We start from the raw sequence: 25128 nt of genomic DNA, 5'->3' as shown, positions 1-25128 counted from the left end.
ATCTTTCCCGGTGACCGAGTCCGCTGACGGATTGCTGACCGACCCCGGAGGGGCCGGGGCCGAGGACTTTCCGCATGCCGAGCGGCTGCGGTTGTTCTCCTTCGCCACGGCCGAGAAGCGGGGCGACTACCTGTGGGTATTGCGCGCTTTCGATATGGCGCGCGGGGCCTATGTGGTGCTGCTGCACGCCTCCGACGTTGTCGAGACGCTCGGTCGTTGCCCGGGTGGTCCCGCGCTGACGCCCACCGAGGTGGGGCCGCTGCTCGAGCAGCTGCACCAGTGGGGTGTGCTGGAGCGCAGTTATGACGGGACCCGGGCCGCGACTTTGGCCGAGTACCGCAATCGGCACTTCGTATATCAGTTCTCGCAGGCCGGTTTTCAGGCATATCGGGCAGTGTCGGAGGTGCTGGAGGCCCGGCTCGACGAGGCGTCGCTCTCGCGGCTGGTGCTGCCGGAGCTGCTCGCCGATCTGCACACCCTCGCCGAGGCGAACAGCAGCGGCGACGCGCCCCGGGTGTACCGGGTGCTCAATCGCCTGGATCGGGCGCTGTCGGATCTGGCGGATCGCGCGGCGCACTTCTATCTGACGCTCGGCGATCTGGTGCGCACCACCGAGGCGACGCCCGAGGCCTTCCTGGCGCACAAGGACGCGCTGCTCGCGCATATGCGGGAGTTCTCCATGGACCTGGCGCGGTTCGCGCCGCGCCTGGCCGCCGCGATTCGCGCGGTGGAGGAGACCGGGGTCGACGATCTCATCGAGCGCGCGGCCCGCTGCGATGAGCGGGTGCTGCTCAATACCGCTGAGCGCCAGGCCGATTGGCGGGCACGCTGGCAGGGGCTGCGGTCCTGGTTCGTGGGCGACGGCAGTGAGGGCGGTCTCACCGAATGCGAGCGGCTGCGCGAGGCGACCATGAGCGCCATCGCGGCGGTGCTCTCGCTGCTGCGCCGGGTGACCGAGACGCGTAAGGGCGGAGTCAGCCGGGAGTCGGCGCTGCGGCATCTGGCCGGCTGGTTCACGGCCGCACCCACCGCCGATGCCGCGCACGCGCTCTACGACGCCGTATTCGGCCTGGGGCGGCCACGCCATCTCGCCATGCATCATCCCGACGCCGATATCATTCCGGCCATCCGATCCTGGTGGGACGCACCGCCCCTGGAGATCGCCCGTACCCTCGCCGAGACCGGGCGGCCGCCCACACCCGGCGCACCGGCACGGCTGCAGCGCAATGACGCCGGCATCCGCCGCCTGCGCGAGGCCCAGCTCGATTCACAGCGCGCCCGCGCCGCCGCCGCCCGCTCCCTGGCCAGCGCCGATGTCCACGAGCGCGAACTCGACGAACGCGAAACCGAGGTCCTGCTGCGCCTGATCGACGCCGCCTCCACCGCCTGGGTGCCGGTGAGCGGACGCGTCTCGGGCACAACCGGTTCCGACAGCGGCGTCACCCTCACCGTGACCGAGTGCGCGGGCTCCACCGCCGTGCGCACCGCCCGCGGCCTCCTGCACCTCAACAACCGCCGCCTCCAGGTCCGCGAGACTGTGTCCACCCGCACCAGCAAGTTGCCGGGGCGGGCGACCAGCCGCGCGTCGGGCACCGGCGGCGGACACGAGCCCGCAGGCCACGGCGACCTCGAGTCCTCCTCGCGCAGTGGCGGATCGACCTCCACTGGCAGCGGCGCAGCACTGCCCGAGACCGACGACGGACACGAGCCCGTGGGCGGGCCTGCCGCCCGCAACTTCGTGTCCTCTTCGCGCAGTGCCGGATCCACCTCCTCGACCAGCGGCGCGACCGTGCCCGTGGACGATGCCGACGACGGGACGGTGGACGACTGATGCACGCACGCACTATCGATTCCCTCGCGCTGGACAGTTATCAGCGCGCTGCCCGGGTGGTGCTGGCCAATCACCTCATCACCCGCAATTATCCGGATCGGATTGCGCTGCCACTGATTCGGCGGTGGGCGACGGAGCTGCGGGAGGATCTGGCCGAGCTGTTCGGGTACCGGCTCGAGGTCACCGAAACGACGGCGCGGCTGTTCCCGGTGCTCGATCAGCTCGATCCGGGGCGGCCGGCGCGGACGACCGCGGATCGGCTCTTCGATCGCCGCCGGTATGCGTATCTGGCATTGGCGCTGGCCGCGCTGGGACGGGCGGGGGATCAGATCACGCTGTCGGAGTTGGCCGCTCAGGTCGCCTCGTACACCGAGCGGGTGGACGGGCTGGATCTGGCGTCGGATCGGGCGGCGGACCGGGATGCGTTCGTGGACGCGGTGGGCTGGCTGGCGGCACGCGGCGCGGTCACCCTCGCCGATGGTGACGCGGGCGGCTGGGCGAGCGATCCCGAAGCGGGCGAGGCGCTGTACGATATCGACCGCTCGGTGGTGTTCGCCCTGTTCCGGCCGCCGCGGGCGCTGCAGCATCTGCAGAGTGTCGGCGGACTGCTCGGCGAGGAGGCCGGTGGCGGCGATACCCGTTCTCCCGCACTCGCGCTGGCCTCGCGATCGGTGCGGCGCGCCCTGGTCGAGCAGCCGGTCGTCTATATCGATGACCTGGCCGAACCGCATCGTTCCCTGCTCGGCCAGGAGAAGCTGGTGCACGAGGTCGAACTGGTGACCGGACTGCGCGCCGAGCGCCGCGCCGAAGGTGTTGCGCTCATCGACAGTTCGGGCCGGCTCTCGGATGTGCGTTTCCCGGGCACCGGCACGCTGGCCCAGGTGGCCCTGCTGCTGGCGGGTGAAATCGCCGACCTGGTACTGGATCTCGACGCCCCGGTCGCGCGCATCCCCCGGCCCGAGGTGCCGATCGCCGATCTGGTGGAGCAGCTCGACAGCGCCATCCCCAGCGCCACCGTCTTCGCGCCGCTGGCCGATCCGTTCGACATCTTTGCGACCGAAGAGGATTCGGAGCGGCAGGAGCAGGAGCCGGACATCCCGGAGTACCCGTTCATCGGCGCGGACTGGATCCGCGACACGGTGCAGATGCTCGCCAAGCGCTACGGCGCGACCTTCGCGGCGCAGTGGCAAGCCGATGTCCCCGGACTCACCACCGAGGTCATCTCGCTGCTGGAACGCCTGCGGCTGGTGGAATCGGTCAACTCTCCCGAACTGGGTGCGGGCCTGATCATTCTGCCCGCGCTGGCCCGCTACCGCGGCGCCATCGTGACCATCCGCACCCGCTCGGAGTCGGAATTGTTCATCTCGCCGGGCGACGTCGGGGAACCCGATGCCGCACCGGCACTTGTCTCGTCAGAGAAGGGATCCGGGAACTGATGGCCGACCTCATTCACGGTGGAGTCCGCTTCGTCCCCACCCGCGCGGGCATTATCAACCTGTGGGACTACCGCGATCAGGAGTTCTGCTTCGCGGACGGGCGCATTGTGCTGCGCGGCCCCAACGGGTCCGGTAAGACCAAGGCGCTGGAGGTGCTGTTCCCGTTCGTACTGGACGGGCGCATCGAACCGCGGCGGCTCAATCCGTTCGCGGGTGAAGAGCGCACCATGAAGTCGAATCTGCTGTACCGCAAGCAGGAATCGGCGTACTCGTACGTGTGGATGGAGTTCGCGCGCGGCACCTGGGCCGAACCGGAGACGGTGACCGTCGGCATCGGCATGCGCGCCACCCGCTCCTCCGACAAAGTCACACGCTGGTACTTCGTCGCGGACGGCCGGGTCGGCGTGGACTTCTCGCTGCTCGGCCCGGACGATCGCCCGCTCACCCGCAAGCAGCTGGCCGAGCAGATCGGCGGCGACGCCATCATGGATCGGCCGGTCGAATACCGGGCCGCCATCGACGCCCGCATGTTCGGGCTCGGGCAGCAGCGCTACGACCAGCTCATCAATCTGATTCTCACACTGCGCCGCCCGCAGCTGGCCAAGAACCTGGACCCGCGCGGACTGTCACAGGCGCTCACCGATGGTCTGCGGCCCCTGGACGAGCAGCTGATTCTGGACGCGGCCCGCTCCTTCAGCGATATGGAGGAGGTCGGGCGCACCCTGGAGGGCCTGGTCCAGGCCGACAGCGCCACCCGCGCCTTTGTCGGCGTATACCGCAAATACCTTGCCGTGCAGGCGAAGACCGATATCGATCAGGTCCGCGTGCGACTGGACGCGGTCACCCACGCCAGTACCGCACTCCATGCCGCTGCCGCACTGCGGCAGCGCCGCGACGGCGAACGCGCCGCCGTCGAGACCCGCGCCGAGGACGCCGACCGCGCCTACGAGCAGGCGCTGTCCGATCGCGAAACCCTGCAGCGCTCCAGCGCTTACGAGGGCAAGCAGCAGCTCGACGATCTCGCCGATGCGGTGCGCCGGTTGGAGACCTCCTCCGCCGTGCACCGCGACAAAGCGCTCAAGGCCCGCCAGACCGTCGATCAGCGCGCCCAGGAATCCGAGCGCGCCCAGGCCGCCGTCCAGCACGCCACCTCCGCCCTCGCACGCGGTGAGGACGAATTGCGCTCCGCCGCAGAGGAAGCGGGCATCAGCTGGACCGCCCTGCCCGAACAGGCCCGCACCGAACACCTGACCACCACCGTCCGCAGTCACGCCGAGGAGCGCGACGCCGACGTTCGCGCCGTGCGCCGCGCCCTCACCATGGTCGACGCGGCCGTCACCGAACGCACCCGCGCCGAACGCGCCGCCCAGCGCGCCAGCGAACTGCGCGAAGCCGCCGGAGCCGAACTCGCCCAGGCCGAAGCCTCGGTGGTGCTCGCCCGCTCCGATACCGCCATCTCCCTGCGTGATTGGTGGGACACCCACCGCGAGGTCTACTCCCCCATCCGCGAGGGCCTCTTCGAAGCGCTCAATGACGCTCTCGCCCACGCGGGCACCGAACACCCGACTCCCCAGCGCACCAGTGCCGCAGCCGGAATGCTCAGCACCGCAGGCCCTTCAGCGGGCGGGAAGGGCCGCAACCGCAAGGGTGCGGCAGACAACCACGGGCCGAACGCGACAGAAAGCGATGACGCCGCAGCGGGCTCGCACGGCGTATCGAGTACCGACAGCAGCGATTCCGGTGCGGGCAAGGCGTCCGGCGAAGGCGCTCCCGCCGATTCATCCTCCGAGGAAGCCGGTGTACTCGCGACCCCCGCCGAGGTGCTCGCGGACCGCACCGAGCCGCTGACCGAGGAGATTCGCACTCGCCGCCAGGAAGCCCGCGCGCACGCCGCGCAGGCCAAGGCCCGCGCCGCCGAACTCCGCGCCGAACGCGAGCAGGTCGCGGCCGAGCGCGATGATGCGCCAGCGGCATTCGCGGCCCGCACCGACGTCCGCACCGCAGACCGCCCCGGCGCGCCCCTGTGGCGCCTGGTCCGCTTCGCCGACACGATCACCCCCGAGGCTGCCGCGGGCATCGAAGCAGCCCTGCAGGCCGCCAACCTCCTCGACGCCTGGGTCTGCGCCGAAACCGAACTGCCGGAACACACTTCCGATCAATTCCTGCGCCCCCTGCCGAAGGCCCAGCGCCCCTCCGGCCGCACCCTCGCCGATGTCCTGGTGGTCGAGGACGATTCGGCCGCCCTGACCGTCCCGCGCCAGACCGTCGCCGACGTTCTCGCCAGTATCGCCCTGCACGAGTCCGACTCGTGCGGCCATGCAGGCGGGTCCGAATTGGCCGGGCGTACGGGCGGGAACAGCGCAGCGGCACAGAAGGCCCCCGCGCACTCGCCCGCCGGCGCGGACAGCTCTGCGGCCGAGCGGAATTCGGCGTCCGGCGCGCGGGCCTCCGAGTTCGCGCCGATGGCGGCACTCGCCATCGGCGCAGCGGACAGTGCGCACGTCGCCGTCGCCACCGACGGACGGTACCGCCAGGGCGTTCAGGTCGGCCGGCACCTCAAGGCGGACGCGGAGTTCATCGGCACCACCGCGCGGGCCCGCCGCCGGGAGCTGCGGCTCGCGGAGTTGGCCGCTGCCATCGAGGCGGCGGAGGAATCGGTCCGCGATGCCCAGGATGCCGAGCAGGCCGCCACGGCGGAGCTGGCGCGGGTTTCGGCTGCGGCCAAGGCACTTCCGCGCACCACCGCCGTCACCGCGGCGCTGCGCGCCGTTTCGGAGGCCGCGGGCATGCTGCGGTCGCGGTCGGAGGCGGCGGCGCAGGCCGAGCGGGATCTCGATCAGGCGGTCGGCGAGTACTCCGCCGCCGACAAGAAGGTGCGCGCCATCGCGGCCGATCACAAGGCGCCCCGGGATCCGGCCGAGCTGGACGCGCTGGCGGCGGCGGTGCGGCACTTCGAGAATGCGGGCACAGCGCTGCTGCGGCTGCGCGGTGACCATCAGCGCGAGCACGAGCGGTCACGGGAATCGGGCGATCGGCTCGATGAGGCGAACGATCTCGCGGAGGCCTTCGCCGAGGAGGCGGAGGCGGCGCGCAGCGGTTACGAGGAGCAGCAGCGGAAGCTGGAGACGCTGCGGGAGGCGCTCGGCGCGGGCGCGGCCGATATCGACCGCGAACTCGAGCGCGCCCGCGAGCGCATCGATGCCGCACGCGCGGAACAGAAATCGGCCCGCAAGGCCGCGCACGAGGCCATCGAGGCGGTCGGCACCGCGGAGGGCGCACACCGGGCGGCGCACGACACGCTCGGCACGGCACTCACCGAATTGCTGGCCGATGTGCGGCATCTGGCCCCGTACGCCCGGCCGGATCTGCTGAGCCTGCTCGGCGCCCCGGTCGAGAGTCGCTGGCCCAGTAGCGATGCCGCCTGGTCCACCCCGGAGCAGCTGCTGTACCGCATCGAGAACGGCGATCCCGCACAGGAACCGGCCGTGCTGCCCGAGGACGTGGCGGCACTGTTCGAGAACCTCGCCGCCGCAACGGCTTCGGTGCGGGCCGGCGAGGCCACCCGCAAGTCCACCCGCAGCGCGGTTACCGCCGCCCTGCAGGAGTTCGATGCGGCCCTCACCGCCGCCCGCCAGGATTACCGCCTGCACTGGGATGCCGCGGACGGTCTCACCGTCGTGCAGGTGCACGATGACCACGGGCTGTCCGCACTGGCCGATTTCGCCGAGCGCATCGGCGGGGCGCGCAAGGATCAGGAGCTGCTGCTCACCGATTCCGAGCGCCGCATCCTGGAGGATGCGCTGCTCACCGGCCTGGCCCAGCAGATACACGAACGCACCAGCGATGCCCGCGATCTCATCAATCGTATGGGCATGGAGATGAAGCAGCGGCGCATGTCCTCGGGCAATACCATCGGCGTGCACTGGGTGCTGGCCGATACGCTCTCGGAGCCGGCGCGCGCGGTGTGCAAGCTGCTGGACCGCGATTCCTCGGAACTGGTCCCGGACGATCTGGCCACCATCCGTTCGCATTTCGCGGCCGAGATCCGCGCGGCCCGCGCCGCGCATCCGGAGCGCTCGTTCCCGGAGATCCTGGCGGCCACACTGGATTACCGCACCTGGCGGGTGTTCTCGTTCACCATCATCACCGCCGACGGCACCGAGGACCGGCTCACCGTGGCCCGGCACAGCGCGCTGTCGGGCGGTGAGCAGTCGGTCTCGCTGCACCTGCCGCTCTTCGCCGCCGCACACGTCATGCTCGATTCGGCCGATCCGCAGGCCCCGCGCCTGCTCGCGCTGGACGAGGCGTTCGCGGGCGTGGACGACAACGGCCGCAGCGAACTGCTCGGCCTGTCGGTGCAATTCGATCTGGATCTGTTCATGACCGGTTACGACCTCTGGATCACCTACCCGCACGTTCCCGGCTGCGCGCACTACGATCTCGCGCATTCGACGGCCGAGAACACGGTCAGCGCAACGCTGCTGGTGTGGGACAGTGATGATCTGCTGGCCGAGCACGACGGTTCCGATCTCACCGCCGCACTCGGCTCGCCCAACCGCCGCCGCCTCCCCCATCGTGTCGAAGGCGCCATCGCGCTGCTCTGATCACCTCTCGAAACACAGCGCCGATCGCATCCCGAAATGTCGTGATGCCGCCGCCCGGACAGGTCCGCCGTCCGGGCGGCGGGGTCTTCTGTGTCCCAACGACTCCCGACAAATCGGCCAGGTACCGGCTTCGCCCGCGTTGCCCTGTTCGTCCCCCGCGTCACGATCGCCACCCGTCCAGTGGGCTGAACGCCGTGACCGCGAGCATCCCTGACACCCGGTCCGAAACGACCCTGGTAAACACCCCGGGCGCCAGCGGATTACGCGTGTCGCGGCGCGGCACGCCGTGAGGATTGGCCTATCGGCAAATCAACAGTTTCGCCAATGGCGGTGTATCGACTACAAATGTTTTCCGTGCCGATCCTTATCGAGTTCACCTGCCAGCGATCGAAACTCCCGGGACGGGGGACCCGATGACGATCGATCATCCGCTGGAGGACGACGTCTCCGTCCTCGCTCGGCGGGTCGAGAAGGCGCGCGGAAGGCTCGCCTACCAATTCGACCCCGCCCTCACCGAAGCTCTCTCCGAAAACGAACTCACCGCCGAGCGCCAACTAGCCGAGCGCATCCGCAACGAGGATCGTGCCCAGCGCCTCAAACAGGTCGAGGCCGCCGCCGCCACGGCCGACCGCGCTCGCCAGACCACCGTAGAGATTGAGAAGGCCGACATTCGCGACTTGCTGATGGCTCGCAAGGCGATCGCCGCACAGCGGCGAGAATCGAGCCCGCACGCCAAACTGGCATCGCTGTACAAGCATCGCGGGTGGTCACTGCGCGCGCTGGCCGGTGTCGTCGCAGCCGGAATGCTCTGGTCCGCAGTCAATGTCCAGCACAATATCGCTCCCGGTGGCGCGTCGGACCCGCTGTTCTGGTTCAGCTACCTGCTCGAAGGGATGATCAGCGTCTGCCTGATCATCATCATGATCGGCACCAACAAGGTCGCCGAGTGGGGCGTCATCGACAGCACCAAGCAGGTCGTGGCCGCCGAAATGGCGCTGCTGGGCCTGACGGTCACCCTGAACACGTACCCGTACTTGAAGATCGGCAGCTGGTACGACGTCTCCGTGCACGCCATCGCGCCGGTGATGATCGGTGTCGCGCTGCTGATCCACAATGCCGCCAGTGCGCGCTACGGGCTCGCCATCGTCCGTGCGACGGACCAGATCCGGGATCTGCCCGACCCGGCCGAGACGATCCGCCGCACACTGCCCAGCACGGTCGCCTGGCCGCAGCGGCCGACCGCCTCGGCACCGACCATGGGTCAGCCCGCCCAGGCCCTGAACGCCGCGCCTGAGGCCGAGACGAGCCGACCCGTGGACACCAGCCGGATCGTGGAGAGCGAGCCCGAACCCGTTTCGGTCAAGCCGACCCCGAAACCCGCTCCCAAGAAGGAAGAACGGACTTCGGCCACCAAGTCCGCCAAATCGCCCGAACCGGAAGCCCTCGCGGACCTCAATGACGGCATGCCGCCGCTGAACGTCTACGACACCGGGCAATTCCGCATCGCCGAGACCCTCGAACAGGAACTCGCCGAACTCCAGGCCGCCCGCCGCCGCGCCCGCGCCGCAGCCCGCGCCCGTAACGGAGGCACCGACCTCGAATAAAGCGCACCACTCCGGCACAGCCGCCACCGCCCGCAGGATCACCCAGCGGGCGGCAGCGGCATTTCTGTCGTAGTCAGCGCAATAGCGTTGTGCCGCTGGACCACTCGGCAGTGCGCTCCCGGAAGGCTTGCACTGCAGCAGATGTCGGCGGCTCAGCTCGCCGACCACCTACCGCGTGGGCCGGGGGCGCCTCAGCGCGCGAGCTGCTCCCCCGCGCGCCGTGGTGTGAGATCGGCGGCGGTCAGGCCGGAGAAGTCACGCAGGCCGACGTGATTGCGGTCCGCGCAGCTGCCCAGGGAGTGATCGGGATGCAGGCCGAGGTATTGGCGGCGCGTGCGGGTACTCCAGCGGCGGGCGGCTTCTCCGGCGGTTTTGTAGAAGTTGGCCATGTAGCCGCCCTCGTAGAGCCGCAGCAGGGTGTAGCCGCCGGGGTACTCCTTCACGGCGGCCACCTCGAGGAATGCCACGTTCACTCCGGAATCGGCGCGGGTCACCCGATTTCGATGGGTATGACCGCTGTGGTGCAGGAAAACACCCGGGGCCGAGCGGTAGAGCGTCTGTAGTGCCGCCGCATTCGCCCTGTCGAGCACGAAACCGGGTCCGCCGGGGTTGCTTATCGCGGCGTGCGTGGTGATCGGGTGGTGGCCGAATACGAGCGTCGGCCGGTCCGGATCGGCGCGCAGGATATCGGTGAGCCGCCCGAGCTGAGCCGACCCGAGCGTGCCGCCGCCGCGCGGGCGCGGGCGATTGGTGTCGAGTCCGAGCAGACGCAGTCCGCCGGCGAAGTATTCGCCGAGCTCCTGATACGGGTAGAAGACCGCACCCCAGTGATCGGGTTCGTCCTTGGGCGGCATGTCGTGATTGCCACGGCAGACGAAGTAGTCCGAACCCAGCTCGCCCCAGGTATCCAAATGCGCTCGGACGGCGGCGGATTGGGCGAAAGTCCCGCAGTCGGTGAGATCGCCCGCGGCAATGAGGTGATCGGCCGCGCGCCCGGGACCGCGCAGCTCGTCCAGGACGGCGCGGAGCATGAACTCCGGATGCTGCTGGGTCGCATGCCGCAACCCGTCGATCAGTCCGGACACCAGCAGACCGCTGCGGTCCTCGCCGAGATGCAGATCGTTGCTCAGCGCGATGGTGCGCAGCAGCCGGCCGGGCGGCGGCGTGAGGGTGGTGAAAACCCCGGTGGATTCCGGTGCTCCGGAGCGCCGCGTCACCAGCGTGCGCGCGGGCACCGCCCGGCTCCCGCCGGAGTAGGCCTCGAAGCGGTAGGCCCGCCCCGGCTCCAGCCCGTCGATTTCCGCGTAATGGTATGCGGTGCGCCGGGAGTCGAGGTATCGCACCGCGGGTGCGGCGTACCCGTCCGCGGGGCCGAGGCGCACCTCGGTGTCGGCCGGCGCCGGTTGCAGCCGCCCCGCGCGATTGCGGACGCGCGAGGTCCAGGTGAGCACAACCGAGGCATCGGTGACGGTGACCACTTCCAGATCGGAAGCCGTCACCGAATCCCGTTGGAGCCCGGGGGTATAGGTGGCGAATACCGGGCGCTGGGAGTGCATCGCCACCGCCGTCACGGCGGTGGCGGCATTGGCCAGCCAGAGGGTTCGAAGTCGCGGGTCCAGCATGGGGATCTCCGTCCGCCGCTCAACAGCTATACCGCGACGGTACGGTTACCGGTTGAACGCTGCGGTGCCCGAACATGGCCGATCAGCTTCCGGTACCAGACATTTCACCTGCACGCCCCACCGGGGCGGGTTCAGCGACCGCGCACGGGATGGTCGGCGGGGACCACGACGGCCGGGCGCGGCTGCGCGGGGGTACCCGAATGCTGGGCGTAACCGAGCCAGCCGGTGCCCACGAACACCGCGAGCAGCACCGCGGTGGGAAGTTCCAGCAGCAGCCAGCCGGGGGCGAGGACGGATTCGCGGATGGTGCGGTACTCGGGAACAGGCTGGCGGCGAGAGGTTCGAACCGGTGGGCGTTGCCGCCCCAGACTGCCGTTCCCCGAGCCGTGTTGCTGCCTGCCCACCCATGCCTCCGTAGCTAGAAATGTGCTGAACCCAAGGATGCCGAATCAACGACCCGCGCACAGCGGTGATCGACCGGACACCAGAATGTCCGGTCCTTTTCTCAGCGCTGGCTCGCGTCGGGTAGTCGGGCAGGGCAGGGCATTCCGGGCAGGGTGACACGTTCGAAGTGCCACCACTCATTGTCGAAGGTGCGGCACAGTCCCCAGCGATTTCCGTTGTCCTCCAACCACTGTGCGCCCGCGCGCGGACCCACATCGATGGCCTGACCGGACACGTGGGTGGACTCCTCGGGCGGCAGCACCCACTGCCGCGCCGCATCGGGACTGCCGTAGGTGCGAATTCCGTCCTCCCACAGTGCCTCCTGCTGACCGGGCGTCCGGTAGCCGGAGGTGAGGGACAGCGAGACGCCCTCGGACTGCGCTTCGGCGGCCGCCTGTTCGTAGGCGGTGGCCAGCAGCGGGTCGAGACCATCGGTCTCGGCGGCGACCGCGGTGCCGGACAGCGCACCGGATCCGGGCGCCATCGACACGCTCTCGGGTGCGGCATGCGCGGCGGGCACACCGGCGCCGAGCAGACCGGCGCCCGCGCACAGCGCGAGGGTCGCGGTCAGCAGCGCCGCCCGGCCGGGGGCCGAATCTGCCCGATGCGCAGGCATTTCGGCCTGCGCCCTCGGCATTTCGTCACGGCCGTCCACCCGCATGCAGTCGTCTCCCTCGCTCAGATTCGCTCCTTGGACCGCTCTCGCACCCGCAGTGCGATCGGCTTCTGGGTTTCGGCGAAGAAGTCATTGCCCTTGTCGTCTACGACGATGAAGGCCGGGAAGTCCTCGACCTCGATCTTCCAGACTGCTTCCATGCCGAGTTCAGGGTATTCGAGAACTTCGACGGATTTGATGCAGTCGAGGGCGAGTCGCGCGGCGGGTCCGCCGATCGAGCCGAGATAGAAGCCGCCGTGCTCCTTGCAGGCCCGGGTGACCTGCGCCGAACGATTGCCCTTGGCCAGCATGACGTGCGAGCCGCCGGCGGCCTGGAACTGATCGACATAGGAGTCCATGCGCCCGGCGGTGGTCGGACCGAAGGACCCGGAGGCGTAACCCTCGGGCGTCTTGGCGGGACCGGCGTAGTAGACGGCCATCTCGCGCAGGTACTCCGGCATGGGCTCGCCCGCGTCGAGGCGCTCCTTGATCTTGGCGTGCGCGATATCGCGCGCCACCACCAGCGGGCCGGTCAGCGAAAGCCGGGTCTTCACCGGGTATTTCGACAGCTCGTCGCGAATCTCCGACATCGGCCGCTCGAGGTCGATCTTGACCACATCGCCGCCGAGGATGGAATCGGTCTGCTCCGGAAGGTACTGCGCCGGTTCACGTTCCAGCTGCTCCAGGAATACGCCCTCGGCGGTGATCTTGGCGCGCGCCTGGCGATCGGCCGAGCAGGAGACGGCGATGGCGACCGGCAGCGAGGCGCCGTGGCGCGGCAGGCGGATGACGCGCACATCGTGGCAGAAGTACTTTCCGCCGAACTGCGCACCGATGCCGAAGGACTGGGTGAGCTTGAAGACCTGCTCCTCGAGCTCCAGATCCCGGAAGCCGTGCGCGGACATGGAGCCCTCGGTCGGCATATTGTCCAGGTAGTGCGCGGAGGCGTATTTCGCTGTCTTCAAAGCGAATTCGGCGCTGGTGCCGCCGATGACGACCGCCAGGTGGTAGGGCGGGCAGGCCGCGGTGCCGAGCGAGCGGATCTTCTCGTCCAGGAATTCCAGCATGCGATCGGGGTTCAGGATCGCCTTGGTCTCCTGGAACAGGAACGACTTGTTGGCCGACCCGCCGCCCTTGGCCATGAACAGGAACTTGTACGCGGGGTTCGTGGGATCGCCCGCGTCCGAGTACAACTCGACCTGGGCGGGCAGGTTCTGCCCGGTGTTCTTCTCATCCCACATGGTGATCGGCGCCAGCTGCGAGTACCGCAGATTCAGCTTCGTGTAGGCGTCGAACACACCCCGCGAAATCCACTCCGCGTCATCGGCCCCGGTGAGCACACCCTCGGACTTCTTGCCCATGACGATGGCCGTGCCGGTGTCCTGGCACATGGGCAGAATCCCGCCCGCGGAGATATTGACGTTCTTCAGCAGATCCAGCGCCACGAACCGGTCGTTACCGCTGGCCTCCGGATCATCGATGATCTTGCGCAGCTGCCGCAGATGCGCGGGCCGCAGGTAATGGCTGATGTCATGCATCGCCTCCGCGGTGAGCAACCGCAGCGCCTCGGGCTCCACCTGCAAAAAGGTCCGCCCACCCGCTTCGAAAATACTGACCCCCTCGGTCGTCAGCAATCGATAGGGCGTGTCATCGGCACCGATCGGCAGCAGATCCGAGTACAGGAAGTCAGGCGCGGTCACTGGTCGCACTCCTCGAGCAGGGCCGAGCCGAAGCCCAGCCGACGGTTCAAGCAGAGAGACTCTATCCAGCACGCCCGGAACCCTGTCGCGCAGGCAAGCCTTAACCGTGCCCGTAGGTCACCCGGAATGGGTGCCCAAGTGCGGATTTGTGTGAATCGAGCGTGACTTTGTGTGAATCGGCACAGGTTGCACCTTCAAGTCGGGGGGTGTTACCTGTCAGGATGCGCCTGTTCGCGGCGGGGAGGGAATTAGCATGGCAGCAGAACCCGGGAGTGGAACCGTGATCGAAACCCGTTGGCTCGACGATGTCGAGACGCGCGCGTGGCTCGGATTCGTGTTCACCCGCGACCTCATCGCCGCCGCGGTCGGACGCGACTCCCTGCGCGAATCCAACCTCACCTATGTCGAATACACCGTGCTGGCCCGCCTGGCCGAGGCCACCGATCACCGCCGCAGCTTCGCCGAACTGGCCGCCGTACTGGAGTGGTCGCAGAGTCGGCTCTCGCATCAGATCACCCGGATGGAGAAGCGCGGACTGGTTGCCCGCGAGTCCATTCCCGATGACGCCCGCCGCACCGCCGCAGTCCTCACCGCCAAGGGCAAGCTGGTGCTCGCGGGCGCTGCCCCCGCACACGTGGAGAGCGTGCGGCGGCACATGATCGACGTTCTCGACAGCGGTCAGCTGACCGCCCTCGCCGATATCTACGACACCCTGCTCGCACACCACAGAAGACCAGACACACGAAACCCCCGGTGAAGATCACACCCGGCCCGGCGAAATACCTCTCGACCGGCGTTTGGTTTGGCACACGGGGGGTACTGGGTAAGACTAGGCTCGGCACCGGCTTCCGACGGCGGTCGGCACCGAGCGCACGGTCGGCAAACCGGCCGCGCCGTGCTAGTTGGAGTGAGCGTGCACCCGACCTGGCCTTAGCGAAAGGGGCAGGAGTTTCCATGTCCGACGTGTCCATGAGCCTCTCGGCGGATTCACTGCCCGCGAGTTCTGTCGACAATCTGCTCCCGCAGCTCGTCGAACACTTGCGGCAGAACCGCACCGAATTGCGCGAGGAGTGGGCCCGTCGTATCACCGATGCCCAGCTCCTGACCGCCATGACCCCGGAGGAGATCTTCTCCGAAGCCACCTCCGTCTACGACAATTACGTCGAGGTGCTCGAGACCGGTAGCGTTGAAGCGCTGCAGGCCTACGCACGCGATCTGTCCGAACGCATCATCCCCCGGGGCGTCGAGACCGACGAGGTCGTCGGCATCGTGCTCCTGCTGCGAGATGTGCTCGCCCGCAGCCTCTTCGAGAAGTATCAGACCGACTTCGAACTGCTGAAGCTGGTGCTCGACGCGTACGAACCGGCCGCCAACCGCATCGCCAATACCGTGGCCGTGTCCTTCGTGCAGGAACGCGAGCGTGTCATCCGCCAGCAGCAAGAGGCGATTCGCGAGCTGTCCACCCCGGTGCTGCAGGTGCGCGAGCAGCTGCTCATCCTGCCCATCATCGGTGTGCTGGATTCGCAACGCGCGAGGCAGCTCACCGAACAGCTGCTGCGCGCCATTCGCGCCAATCGCGCCAAGGTCGTCGTCATCGATATCACCGGCGTGCCGGCGATCGACTCGACGGTCGCGAACCACCTGGTGCAAACCGTCGACGCCTCGGGCCTGATGGGCGCGAACGTGATCATCACCGGCCTGTCGTCGGAGATCGCGCTCACGCTGGTCACCATCGGGCTGGACCTGTCGAAGATGAATGCCGTCGGTGACCTTCAGGGCGGTATCGAAGAGGCGGAGCGACTGCTCGGTTACGAGGTGTCGCGAGTTCCCGCCGATCGCGACGGACGGTAAACCGGGCCAGCCAGATGCCGGTACCCATTCTGAAGCAGGGCACCTATCTCATCGCGTCGGTGCAGTCCGCACTCACCGACGCCGATACCGAACGCTTGCAGGACGACTTGATGAAGTACGTCAGCAAGTATCGGGCCCAGGGAATCATTGTCGATGTCACTGCAATCGACGTAATGGACTCCTTCGCTGCGAGATCGCTGCGTACCATCGCCCACATGACCAAGCTGAGAGGCGCGGAAACGGTCATTGTCGGCCTGCAACCCGAGGTTGCCTTCGCCATGGTTCAGCTCGGTCTCACCTTCGAGGGCATGCACACCGCTCTCGATCTCGAAGAAGGGCTGGCCTGGCTCAACCACAAGATCAATAACCGCGGCCAACGAGACGGTCGTGATCGTGGCCGCTGAAGTCGTGGTGATCGCGGTGAAGGTGTCCAACGACATTGTGACCGCTCGGCAGGCGGGGCTCGAGATGGCAAGCACTCTGGGCTTCTCGCTCTCTGATCGCACCATGATTGCGACCGCAATCTCGGAAGTCGCACGCAATATCACGAGTTATGCAGGGACAGGCGAGATTCGGCTGCTGGTCGGAGATCGCGAGAGCCGCCGCTCCATGGTGGTGCAGGCGCAGGATCAAGGCCCCGGCATTGTCGACATTCCCCGCGCCCTCGAAGACGGCTATTCCACCGGACGTGGTCTCGGACTCGGCCTTCCGGGCGCACGCCGTCTGATGGACGGACTCGCGATCACCTCCGAACCGGGCCAGGGCACGCTCGTCGAAATGTGGAAGTGGGTGCCCCACGGTGCGTGAGGACGGCTTCATCGGCGCGGTCGAATGGGCCGTCGCCGGACGCGCACTACCTGGGCAGCGCGTCTCCGGAGACCGGTCGGTCGTACTCGACGCGGGCGGTGGCTCAGTGCTTTTCGCGGTTCTGGACGGGCTGGGCCACGGCGCCGCGGCCGCCGACGCCTCCGATCGCGCGGCACAGGTACTCGCCGAGAATCGCGCCGAACCGCTGGACGTGCTGATCCTGCTCTGCCACCGCGCCATGGCCGATACCCGGGGCGCCGCGGTCTCGCTGGCGCTGTTCGACACCGCTGATCGGCTGCACTGGCTCGGCGTGGGCAATGTCGAAACCCGGATCGTGGCAGCGGCTCCCGGTAAACCGGCCATTCGCGCGGCGGCGCTGCTGTCGGCCGGCATCGTCGGATATCTGCTGCCGCCGAATCTGCAATCGCAAACCGTGGCGGTGCGGCCCGGCGATCTGCTGCTCATGTCCACCGACGGCATTACCAGCGATTACTCCGACCGCATCGATCTGGCCAAGCCGACCTCCGAGATCACCGCCGAGATTCTCGCCCGGCATGCCAAGGACACCGATGACGCCCTGGTGCTGGCGGCCCGGCATCGCGGTCACCTCAGCCCGGGCCGCTCCATTCTGAGCCAGGCCAGCCAAAGCCATTCGGTCACACACCATTCCAGCCCGATACGCCCGAGCTCCACCCCTCCGGGGCCACCGGCATGAGAGGTCAGAGCCCGGAGGCGCCGCTCCACCTCCCCGCGCTTGCCTGCGTAACCACGCAGGGCTCCCGCTCATGCCGCGAGGACACCGCATGAGCTCGGTGCTGGCGGCGTTTCGTGACGCGTATACCGGCGCGCTGCGCCTGCATCTGCGCGCACCCACCCAGAACACCCTGGCCGAGGGCTATGAGCTGGGGCGGCGGGCGCTGGTCGAGGGCGTGAGCATTCTCGACCTCACCGAACACCACTTCCGGATTCTGGAGCAGGAGGGCCTGCTCCCGGTCAACGATGACGTCCGCTCCGAGGCCGCCCTCGAATTCCTGCTGCAGACCATGGCCGCCCTGGATGTGGCCACCCGCGGTTTCCTCGACGGCAATCGCCGCTACGAGCAACAGCGTTCGCGCGCAGACGATCTCGCGGGCCGCGACGCCTTCCGCACGGCGCTGGTGGAATCGCTGCAGGACGGCTTCTTCGTCGTCGACGCCGAAGGCACTCTGGTGGAGGTCAATTCGTCGTTCGGCGCGCTCACCGGTTACGGCCCCGACGGCGCTCCCTATCCGCTCCCCCATCCCTGGACCACCGCCGAGACGCCGCGCTATCCCGATCTGGGCAATGATGCCGCCCGCTTCGTGACCCCGATCCGGCACCGCGACGGCCGCCGCGTCTGGCTGGCCGTGTCCACCAGCTCACTGGTGAAACCCGAGAACGGCGAGCGCATCTTCGTCGGCACCATTCGCGACGTCACCGCCGAACACGATGCGCAGGCACGTGATCAGGCGGTATCGCGACTGGCCACCGTGGTCGGCACCGCCACCAGCGTGGTCGAGGTGCTCGGTGTCGGTCTCGAGGAATTGCGCCGCACCATCGGCGCGGAATCGGCGGTCGTCTCGGTCTGGCCGCACAGCCAGACCGGACCGGATCTCTATGTCTCCGATGACAGTCCGCAGCTGGAATCGGTGCCCGCCCGCGCCAAGCCGTTGCGTGCGGGCGAGCCACCGAACGGCGGGGAATCTCGGCAGGTGCTCGATGCGCGAGCCCGCGCGCTGCTGGATCGAGCACGATTGCGGCCCGGGCGAACCATGTTCGCCATCCCCGAGGGCACCGACAGTTCGGAGGGAATTGTCGCGCCGCTCGGCGAGGCCGGAGATTCGGCCCTGTGGTTGCGCTTCGCCGCGCCGCGGGTCATCACCCCCGATGACTGGGCGCTGTTCTCGCTGCTGGTCGGGCATTTGAGTCTGGCGGTACAGCGCGCCCGGAACTTCGATCAGGCCCGCTCCACCTCACTCACGCTGCAGCGGGCCATGCTCGGCCCGATCGAACTGCCCCCGCGTTTCTCGGTGCACTACGAACCCGCCCTGCCGCCGCTGGAGATCGGCGGCGACTGGTACGACGTGGTGCGCCTGGAGGACGGCACCCTGGGCGTGGTGGTGGGCGACTGTGTGGGCCGTGGCCTCGCAGCCGCCGTGGTCATGGGCCAATTACGCACTGCGGCAAGAGCATTGCTGCTGCGCGGCGCGGGCCCCGCCCAGCTGCTCGCGGAGCTGGATACGGTGGCCGCCCGCATTCCGGGCGCCATGTGCACCACCGTGTGCGCCGCCATCCTGGACCCGGAGCGCGGGCTGGTGCGCTATTCCAGCGCCGGGCATATGCCACTGGTACTGGCCGAACCCGGTACGCGCGGCCGACTTCTGGAGGGCGGCCGGGCGGTTCCGCTGGCGACCTTCGATCCGCCGCGCCGCCCCGAGGCCACCACCGCCATGGCCCCCGGCTCCACCCTGGTGCTCTTCACCGACGGTCTCGTCGAAGAGCGCGGCGTCGATATCGACGATCGGTTCGTGGAACTGGGCGACGAGTTGACCGGAGCGGCTGGACAATTGCCGCGCGAGGTGGCCGATTCGGTGCTGTCGCGGCTGCGCCCCGCGGGCGGCTACGACGATGATGTGGCGCTGGTGGTCTACCGCCAGCCGCCGGCCCCACTGCATTTGGATGTGCCGTCCACTGCGGGCGAATTGTCCGGTATGCGGCGAAAATTGAAATCCTGGCTCACCACGGCGGCCGTACCGCACGACGCCGCCACCGATCTGATCGCCGCCGCCAATGAGGCGTGCAGCAACAGCATCGAGCACGCCTACCTCGAGGGCGCGGCGGGCCGGGTCCTGCTCACCGCCGAAACCGGAGTCGACACAGTCACTCTCGTGGTCACCGATACCGGGACCTGGCGCCCGCAACCTTCCGATCCCGGCCATCGCGGCCGCGGTATCACCATGATGCGCGCGCTCACCGACCAACTCGATATCGACCTCACCGGCCCCGGCACTCGGGTAGCAATGACCACACGATTGCCCGCAGTGTCTTTTTCTGCCGCGAGTCGCGTGTAAACATAGAAGGCACATATGCGCCACAGCCTTCGCAATTCCGCAGAAACGGCGCGGTAACTGGGTCTTTCGCACAACTCCGGCTACCGAACCGATACCGATGTGGCAGACGATGCAGCACGAACGGACGGATCATGGCAGATTGTTCCAACGTGACCAATACATCCGGAGACGCGTATCCCCTCGGCGAGACGATGACTACGACGGTCACCGTGCACGACGGCGCGACGGTGCTTGCCGTGATCGGTGAGGTCGATCTCGCGACGGCCCCCGCGCTCGAGAATGCGATCGAATCGACCCTGGCCGGGAAACCGGGCGCACTTGTCATCGATCTGTCCGAGGTGAGCTTCCTGGCCTCCGCGGGCATGGCGGCGCTGGTCGCCGCACACCAGCGTGCCGGCGGGACCCGCATCGCCGTGGTCGCCGACGGGCCCGCCACCAGTCGGCAGCTGCGAATGACCAATCTGGACCAGGTCTTCTCGATGCATCCGACACTCGACGAGGCGCTGTCCGCGCTCACCACGAACTGACCTCCCGCAACAACAAAGCCCGCGATATCCACCGCACGCAGCGGGTATCGCGGGCTCTTTCATGCCCGGGCGCAGTAACTCTCGCTCAGGCGCAGTACCTCAGTCGCAGATGGTGCGCAGCTGCTCGACCAGCTTGACGCGCTCGTCCTTGGTGGCGGCCAGGGGCACCACATTGAGGGCGGTCACACCGGCCTCACGGAACGCGGCGACGCGCTCCTTCACGAAGGACGCCGAACCGATCAGGCTGACATCGCGCACCAGATCGTCGGGAACGACCTTGGCGGCCTCATCCTTTTTGCCCGCCAGGTACAGCTCCTGAATGCGGTCCGCCTCGGCGCCGTAGCCGTACTTGGTCGCGAGGGTGTGATAGAAATTCTTGCCCTTGGCGCCCATACCGCCGATGTACAGCGCCAGATGCGGCTTCACGAATTCGCGCAGCGGCTCCACATTGTCGCCGATGGCCAGCGGCGGACCGGCGAAGATCTCCAGCTTGCCCAGCGCCGGATCACGCTTGGCCAGACCGGTTTTCAGCGACTGACCCCAGATGTCGTCGGCCTTCTCCGGGAGGAAGAAGATGGGCTGCCAGCCCTCGGCCATTTCCGCCGCCAGCTCGACGTTCTTGGGCCCGAGCGCCGCCAGCAGCACCGGGATGTTCTCGCGCACAGGGTGATTGATGAGCTTGAGCGGCTTGCCCAGACCGGTGCCCTTTTCCACGGGCAGCGGAATCGTGTAGTACTTGCCGTTGTACTCGAGGCGCTCCCGCCGCCACACCTTGCGGCAGATCTCCAGGACCTCGCGGGTGCGGCCGATGGGCGCGTCATAGGGCACACCGTGGAAACCCTCGATGACCTGCGGGCCCGAGGCGCCCAGGCCGAGAATGAAGCGGCCGTCCGACACGTAGTCCAGACCGGCGGCCGTCATGGCCGTCAGGGTGGGCGTGCGAGTGTAGAGCTGCATGATGCCCGAAGCCAGCTGCACCCGTTCGGTCTTCGCGGCCAGATAGCCGAGGCCGCTCACCGCGTCGAACGAATACGCCTCGGGCACGAACACGATATCGAGGCCGGCCCGTTCGAGGTCGGCGACCTCGGCGGCTACCTCTTTGAAGCCGTCGGTGTAATTGATCGACAATCCGATACGCATGATTTGGACCTTACCGACACCATCCCAGCCATCTCCCAGCGGCACCGAGCCGGTACGGTAGGCGGCGAATCTCGCACCGTTCCACGCACTCTCGAGGAGGCCCTTTCTCATGACTCAGGACGCCGCGCAGGCCATCACCACCTTCGGTGACTCGACACTGCAGGGCTACCTGGATGAGCTGGCCGCCAAGGTGCCCGCGCCGGGTGGCGGCGCCGTCGCCGCACTGCACGCTGCTCAGGGCGCCGCGCTGGTCGCCATGGTCGCGCGCTACACCACCCGCGCCAAGGATGCCGAGAACCGGCCGGTCATCGACCGCATCATTCTGGCCGCCGATATCGCCCGCGACCGCGCGCTCGCCCTGGCCGATGCCGATGCCGCCGCCTTCACCGCGGTCGGTCTCGCCTACAAGATGGCCAAGGAGACCGAGGCGCAGCAGGCCGCGCGCACCGAGGCCATTACCGCCGCCCTGCTCGGCGCGGCCCGGGTGCCCGCCGCCGTGGTCTCCGCGGCCGACGAAGTCGTCTCGCTCGCAACGGAATTGCTGCCCATCGGCAACCCCAATGTGGTCACCGATATCGGCGCCGCCGCCGATGCCGCGCGGTCCGCCGCCGCCAGCTCGCAGCTCAATATCGCCATCAATGTGGCGTCGCTGGGCGTGGGCGCGGGTGCGGAGTTCGCGCCGGTGCTCACCCAGATCGACGAGGTCATCGCCCGCGCGGACGCACTGCACTACGATGTGATCGCGGCCATCACCGGCTGAGACGTTCGAACACTCTTCCGAAAAAGTGCCCTGCTCCCTCTCGGAGCAGGGCACTTTTTTTGCCGTGGAACGGCACCCGGTTTCCGTGCTCCCAGCGGCCTGGCTAATACCTGGCCGCCTCGTTATCCCCAAGTGTCCACGCCGTGTGGAATGTCACGAAGCGAGAACATTTCCAGAAGAAAGGGATAATCAGGTCATAGTCTGAGCTCCCAGAACCACACCCTCGCGAAGGGATGGAACGATGCGGAACGCGTTTCGTTTTCTGTTTGCCGCAACAACACTCGCGGCAGCAGCCGTGTTCGGCTCCGGAGCCGCAGGGGCGGTGCTGACAGCACCCGATATCCCGGCGGTGCAGGCGATTTCGCCGGGGCCCGGTGAAGTGGTGGGCATAGCCGCACCGGTCAGGGTGCAGTTCGCCGCACCGGTCGCTGATCGCGCTCGCGCCGAACAGGCGGTGGGCGTACGCGCCGAAACCAGTTTGGCCGGGCACTTCTCCTGGGTAGACGACCGTCAGTTGACCTGGACTCCGGCCGCTTACCTGCCCACCTCGGCGCCTATCACGGTGTCGGTGGGTCGCCTGCACACCCAGTTCGATACGAACGGCGGCACGTCGGCCGATGCGGATATGTCGGCGCACACCTTCACGGTCTCCATCGGGGGCGTGGTGGTGCGAACAATGCCCGCGTCCATGGGCAAACCCGGCCGGGAGACTCCGGTCGGCACGTTCCCGGTCATGTCCCGCGAACGCACGGTGACCTTCGATTCGCGGACCATCGGCATTCCGCTGAGCGATCCGGAGGGCTATCTGATGACCGGCGAATTCGCCGAACGTCTCACCTCGGGCGGCGTGTACGTGCACTCGGCGCCGTGGTCGGTTGACTCCCAAGGCAATTCGAATGTCAGCCACGGCTGCATCAACCTCGCGCCGGCCGACGCGGAGTGGTACTACGACAATGTCGCGATCGGTGATCCGGTCACGACGCACTGGTGAGCACTTGCAAAAGCACTGGTGAGCACTTGCAAAAGCACAGGTGAGCACTGGTAGGACGAAAATCGGGGGCCCTCGCGGGCCCCCGATTTCTGTGTGACTCAGCGAGTTTCCCGGAAACTCAGCGCGCCGATTCGGCCGCCTCCACCACATGACGCATGAGCAGCGCGGTGGTCACCGGGCCGATGCCGCCGGGCACGGGGCTCAGCGCCGAGGCCTTACCGGTCACGGATTCGGCATTCACATCGCCGGTGATATCGCCGTTCTCGTCCTCATTGGTGCCCACATCGAACACAACCGCGCCTTCGCGCACGTGCTCTCCGGTGATCAGTCCGGCCCGGCCCACCGCGGCGACCACCACATCGGCGGCCGAGGTCACCGACGGCAGATCGGTGGTGCGGGAGTGCGCGACCGTCACGGTGGCATTCTCGGCCAGCAGCAGCTGAGCCAATGGCTTGCCGACCACATTGGAGCGGCCCACGACGGCGACCAGGCGACCGGCGAGCGGAATCGCGTGGAACTTGGCCAGCTCCACCACGGCCTCGGAGGTGGCGGGCGGGAAGCCCGGAAGGCCGGAGGCCAGCAGGCCCAGGGACAGCGGGCTGACGCCGTCGACATCCTTGGCCGCGGCGATCGACAGGCTCACATCGTCGAGGCCGACACCCTTGGGCAGCGGGGTCTGCAGCATGATCGCGTCCACCGACGGGTCGGCCGACAGTTCGGCAAGCTTGACGCGAATCTGCTCGGCGGTAGCATCGATGCCGAGATCGACGTTCTCACAAGTGATTCCATTGCGCTCCGCAGCGCGATTGAGCGACTTCACGTACCAGATGCTGGCCGGATCGTCATTGGCGATCACCAGCGCCAGGCGCGGCGCGGTGCCCTGCTCCGCGAGCGCGGCAGCCCGTGCCTTGGTGTCGGCATTGATGGCGGCGGCGAGTTCCTTGCCGATAAGCGAAGTCGTATCCACGGATTCACACCTTATCCCGCCGGCGGTGCCGCACTGCGCGCACCGCAGGCCGGATTCGCGCGCATGTGTTCCCGCTCACACCGGTGTCCAAACCTTATAAATCGCATCGGCAAATACCCGAAGAAAGCTCTGGTCAGCCGTATCGTGTCAGCATTCGGTACCGAGCCATTAGTCAGCAACAGGCATAGATATCCAGCAAGCATGTGTGACCCTCCCCGAAAGGTCGACAGCAGTGCAGATCGCCAGGCGTTTACCCACACTCCTCGTGGCGGCCGCGGCCGCCCTGACCCTCTATGGACCGGCCGTCGCACACGCCGACGCCGGAGCGCTCTACAACTCGGCGCAGGACAATTTCACCGATGGCAACGAGGGCGGTGGACTCGCGGATCTGCGGAATCTGCTCGCCGAATCCCCCGATGACGCGCAGGCGCTGGCCCTGCAGGCCATCTGGTCGGACTACACCGGTGACCTGGTTACCCGGGAAGTGGCGCTCAACCGGCTCAACGGCCTGAATCCGCAGCTGGCCGACGGCACCCGGAATGTGTTCCGGGCCATCGGGTCCGCGGTCGGCACCCTGCCCAATCCGATTCCGGCCATTGCCGGACCGGCCACCGGTATCGCGGTGCTGGGCTACGGTCTGCTGCCCGACGGCAGTATGCGGCCCGAACTGGTGAACCGCTTGCAGGCGGCCTGGCTGCAGGCGATCGCCTCGCCGATGTCCCCGATTCTGGTGACCGGCGGCAATCCGCAGAACGGGATCACCGAGGCGGCGGCCATGCAGGGCTGGCTGATCGGCCATGGCATTCCGGCCAATCGGATCGTGGCCGACCATCGTGCCGGATCCACCGTGCAGAATGCGCTCTTCGGTACCGATATGCTGCGCAAGGCGGGCGCGACCAGCGCGATCGTGGTCACCTCGCCCAATCACATTCGCCGTGCGGTCGCGGATTTCATTGTGGCGGGCATCCCGGTTGTCGGTGCCACCACCTCGCTCGAGCAGCTGGTTTCCTCACTGGCGCCGCCGGCTCGCGCCAGTCAGCGCGGCATCTATCTCGACGCCACGCGCACCCTGCTGCTGCCCACCTCGCGCTAGCAGGTCC

The 25128-nt window shown here is 68.0% G+C and carries 20 protein-coding genes; 14 read left to right on the top strand and 6 right to left on the bottom strand.

From position 1 onward, the window contains the following. Positions 1 to 10 precede the first annotated feature (10 nt). The 4 genes from OG716_RS08145 to OG716_RS08130 all read left to right on the top strand — a co-directional run bounded on the left by OG716_RS08145 (position 11) and on the right by OG716_RS08130 (position 9475). Positions 11 to 1831, top strand: a complete 1821-nt coding sequence (locus OG716_RS08145) for a TIGR02677 family protein (RefSeq protein ID WP_405137057.1) — start codon at positions 11 to 13, stop codon at positions 1829 to 1831. Beyond that, a complete protein-coding gene (locus tag OG716_RS08140; RefSeq protein WP_405137056.1) occupies positions 1831 to 3267 on the top strand; it encodes a TIGR02678 family protein in 1437 nt (478 codons plus the stop codon). Before OG716_RS08145 ends, OG716_RS08140 begins: the two co-directional genes overlap by 1 nt. Then, positions 3267 to 7871 carry an SbcC/MukB-like Walker B domain-containing protein gene (locus tag OG716_RS08135; protein ID WP_405137055.1) on the top strand — a complete coding sequence of 1535 codons (4605 nt, stop codon included), beginning with the start codon at positions 3267 to 3269 and terminating at the stop codon, positions 7869 to 7871. The genes OG716_RS08140 and OG716_RS08135 overlap by 1 nt, the downstream gene beginning before the upstream one ends. Before the next feature lie 413 nt (positions 7872 to 8284). Next, positions 8285 to 9475, top strand: coding sequence for a hypothetical protein (locus OG716_RS08130; protein ID WP_327139911.1), 1191 nt, complete (start codon positions 8285 to 8287; stop codon positions 9473 to 9475). A 191-nt stretch (positions 9476 to 9666) separates the two neighbouring features. On the opposite strand, the gene OG716_RS08125 is transcribed toward OG716_RS08130, so the two are convergent. The 4 genes from OG716_RS08125 to OG716_RS08110 all read right to left on the bottom strand — a co-directional run bounded on the left by OG716_RS08125 (position 9667) and on the right by OG716_RS08110 (position 13896). Continuing rightward, entirely contained in the window at positions 9667 to 11097 is a 1431-nt protein-coding gene (locus OG716_RS08125) for a metallophosphoesterase family protein (RefSeq protein ID WP_405137054.1), read from the bottom strand. A 131-nt stretch (positions 11098 to 11228) separates the two neighbouring features. Next, positions 11229 to 11501 carry a hypothetical protein gene (locus tag OG716_RS08120; protein WP_355121989.1) on the bottom strand — a complete coding sequence of 91 codons (273 nt, stop codon included), beginning with the start codon at positions 11499 to 11501 and terminating at the stop codon, positions 11229 to 11231. Between the two features lie 101 nt (positions 11502 to 11602). After that, positions 11603 to 12025, bottom strand: a complete 423-nt coding sequence (locus tag OG716_RS08115; protein ID WP_405139585.1) for a M15 family metallopeptidase — start codon at positions 12023 to 12025, stop codon at positions 11603 to 11605. A gap of 194 nt (positions 12026 to 12219) precedes the next feature. After that, positions 12220 to 13896: a fumarate hydratase gene (locus tag OG716_RS08110; protein WP_405137053.1), complete on the bottom strand. Its 1677-nt coding sequence runs from the start codon at positions 13894 to 13896 to the stop codon at positions 12220 to 12222. Positions 13897 to 14149: 253 nt separating this feature from the next. On the opposite strand from OG716_RS08110, the gene OG716_RS08105 reads away from it, so the two are divergent. The 7 genes from OG716_RS08105 to OG716_RS08075 all read left to right on the top strand — a co-directional run bounded on the left by OG716_RS08105 (position 14150) and on the right by OG716_RS08075 (position 20170). Next, entirely contained in the window at positions 14150 to 14653 is a 504-nt protein-coding gene (locus OG716_RS08105) for a MarR family transcriptional regulator (protein WP_355121992.1), read from the top strand. A 197-nt stretch (positions 14654 to 14850) separates the two neighbouring features. Continuing rightward, positions 14851 to 15747, top strand: coding sequence for an STAS domain-containing protein (locus tag OG716_RS08100; protein ID WP_327139916.1), 897 nt, complete (start codon positions 14851 to 14853; stop codon positions 15745 to 15747). A 14-nt stretch (positions 15748 to 15761) separates the two neighbouring features. Beyond that, the gene (locus OG716_RS08095; RefSeq protein ID WP_297615682.1) at positions 15762 to 16151 is read left to right on the top strand and encodes an STAS domain-containing protein; all 390 of its coding nucleotides are present in this window, start codon (positions 15762 to 15764) and stop codon (positions 16149 to 16151) included. Then, positions 16138 to 16554, top strand: a complete 417-nt coding sequence (locus tag OG716_RS08090; protein ID WP_405139583.1) for an ATP-binding protein — start codon at positions 16138 to 16140, stop codon at positions 16552 to 16554. The genes OG716_RS08095 and OG716_RS08090 overlap by 14 nt, the downstream gene beginning before the upstream one ends. Next, entirely contained in the window at positions 16547 to 17269 is a 723-nt protein-coding gene (locus tag OG716_RS08085; RefSeq protein ID WP_355121996.1) for a SpoIIE family protein phosphatase, read from the top strand. The genes OG716_RS08090 and OG716_RS08085 overlap by 8 nt, the downstream gene beginning before the upstream one ends. An 88-nt stretch (positions 17270 to 17357) precedes the next feature. Next, positions 17358 to 19643 carry a SpoIIE family protein phosphatase gene (locus OG716_RS08080; RefSeq protein WP_405137052.1) on the top strand — a complete coding sequence of 762 codons (2286 nt, stop codon included), beginning with the start codon at positions 17358 to 17360 and terminating at the stop codon, positions 19641 to 19643. 191 nt (positions 19644 to 19834) lie between these two features. Further along, positions 19835 to 20170 (top strand): STAS domain-containing protein, encoded by a 336-nt coding sequence (locus tag OG716_RS08075; protein WP_327146596.1) that lies wholly within the window; start codon positions 19835 to 19837, stop codon positions 20168 to 20170. 99 nt (positions 20171 to 20269) lie between these two features. Here the strand turns inward: OG716_RS08075 and OG716_RS08070 are convergent, their stop codons facing one another. Then, positions 20270 to 21310 carry an LLM class F420-dependent oxidoreductase gene (locus OG716_RS08070; protein WP_405137051.1) on the bottom strand — a complete coding sequence of 347 codons (1041 nt, stop codon included), beginning with the start codon at positions 21308 to 21310 and terminating at the stop codon, positions 20270 to 20272. A 109-nt stretch (positions 21311 to 21419) separates the two neighbouring features. On the opposite strand from OG716_RS08070, the gene OG716_RS08065 reads away from it, so the two are divergent. Both OG716_RS08065 and OG716_RS08060 read left to right on the top strand, forming a co-directional pair. After that, entirely contained in the window at positions 21420 to 22070 is a 651-nt protein-coding gene (locus OG716_RS08065; protein WP_405137050.1) for a cyclodeaminase/cyclohydrolase family protein, read from the top strand. 241 nt (positions 22071 to 22311) lie between these two features. Next, complete coding sequence (locus OG716_RS08060; RefSeq protein ID WP_355122003.1) at positions 22312 to 23061, top strand: L,D-transpeptidase; 750 nt, start codon at positions 22312 to 22314, stop codon at positions 23059 to 23061. A 118-nt stretch (positions 23062 to 23179) separates the two neighbouring features. Here OG716_RS08060 and OG716_RS08055 read toward each other — a convergent pair whose 3' ends face one another. Further along, a complete protein-coding gene (locus OG716_RS08055) occupies positions 23180 to 24028 on the bottom strand; it encodes a bifunctional 5,10-methylenetetrahydrofolate dehydrogenase/5,10-methenyltetrahydrofolate cyclohydrolase (RefSeq protein ID WP_405137049.1) in 849 nt (282 codons plus the stop codon). Between the two features lie 232 nt (positions 24029 to 24260). Between OG716_RS08055 and OG716_RS08050 the strand changes: the two genes are divergently transcribed. Continuing rightward, positions 24261 to 25121 carry a YdcF family protein gene (locus OG716_RS08050; protein ID WP_405137048.1) on the top strand — a complete coding sequence of 287 codons (861 nt, stop codon included), beginning with the start codon at positions 24261 to 24263 and terminating at the stop codon, positions 25119 to 25121. Positions 25122 to 25128 lie beyond the last annotated feature (7 nt).

The sequence above is a fragment of the Nocardia sp. NBC_01388 genome (genome assembly GCF_045040085.1).
GTDB lineage: Bacteria > Actinomycetota > Actinomycetes > Mycobacteriales > Mycobacteriaceae > Nocardia.
This window is presented reverse-complemented; position numbering and strand designations above follow the sequence as displayed.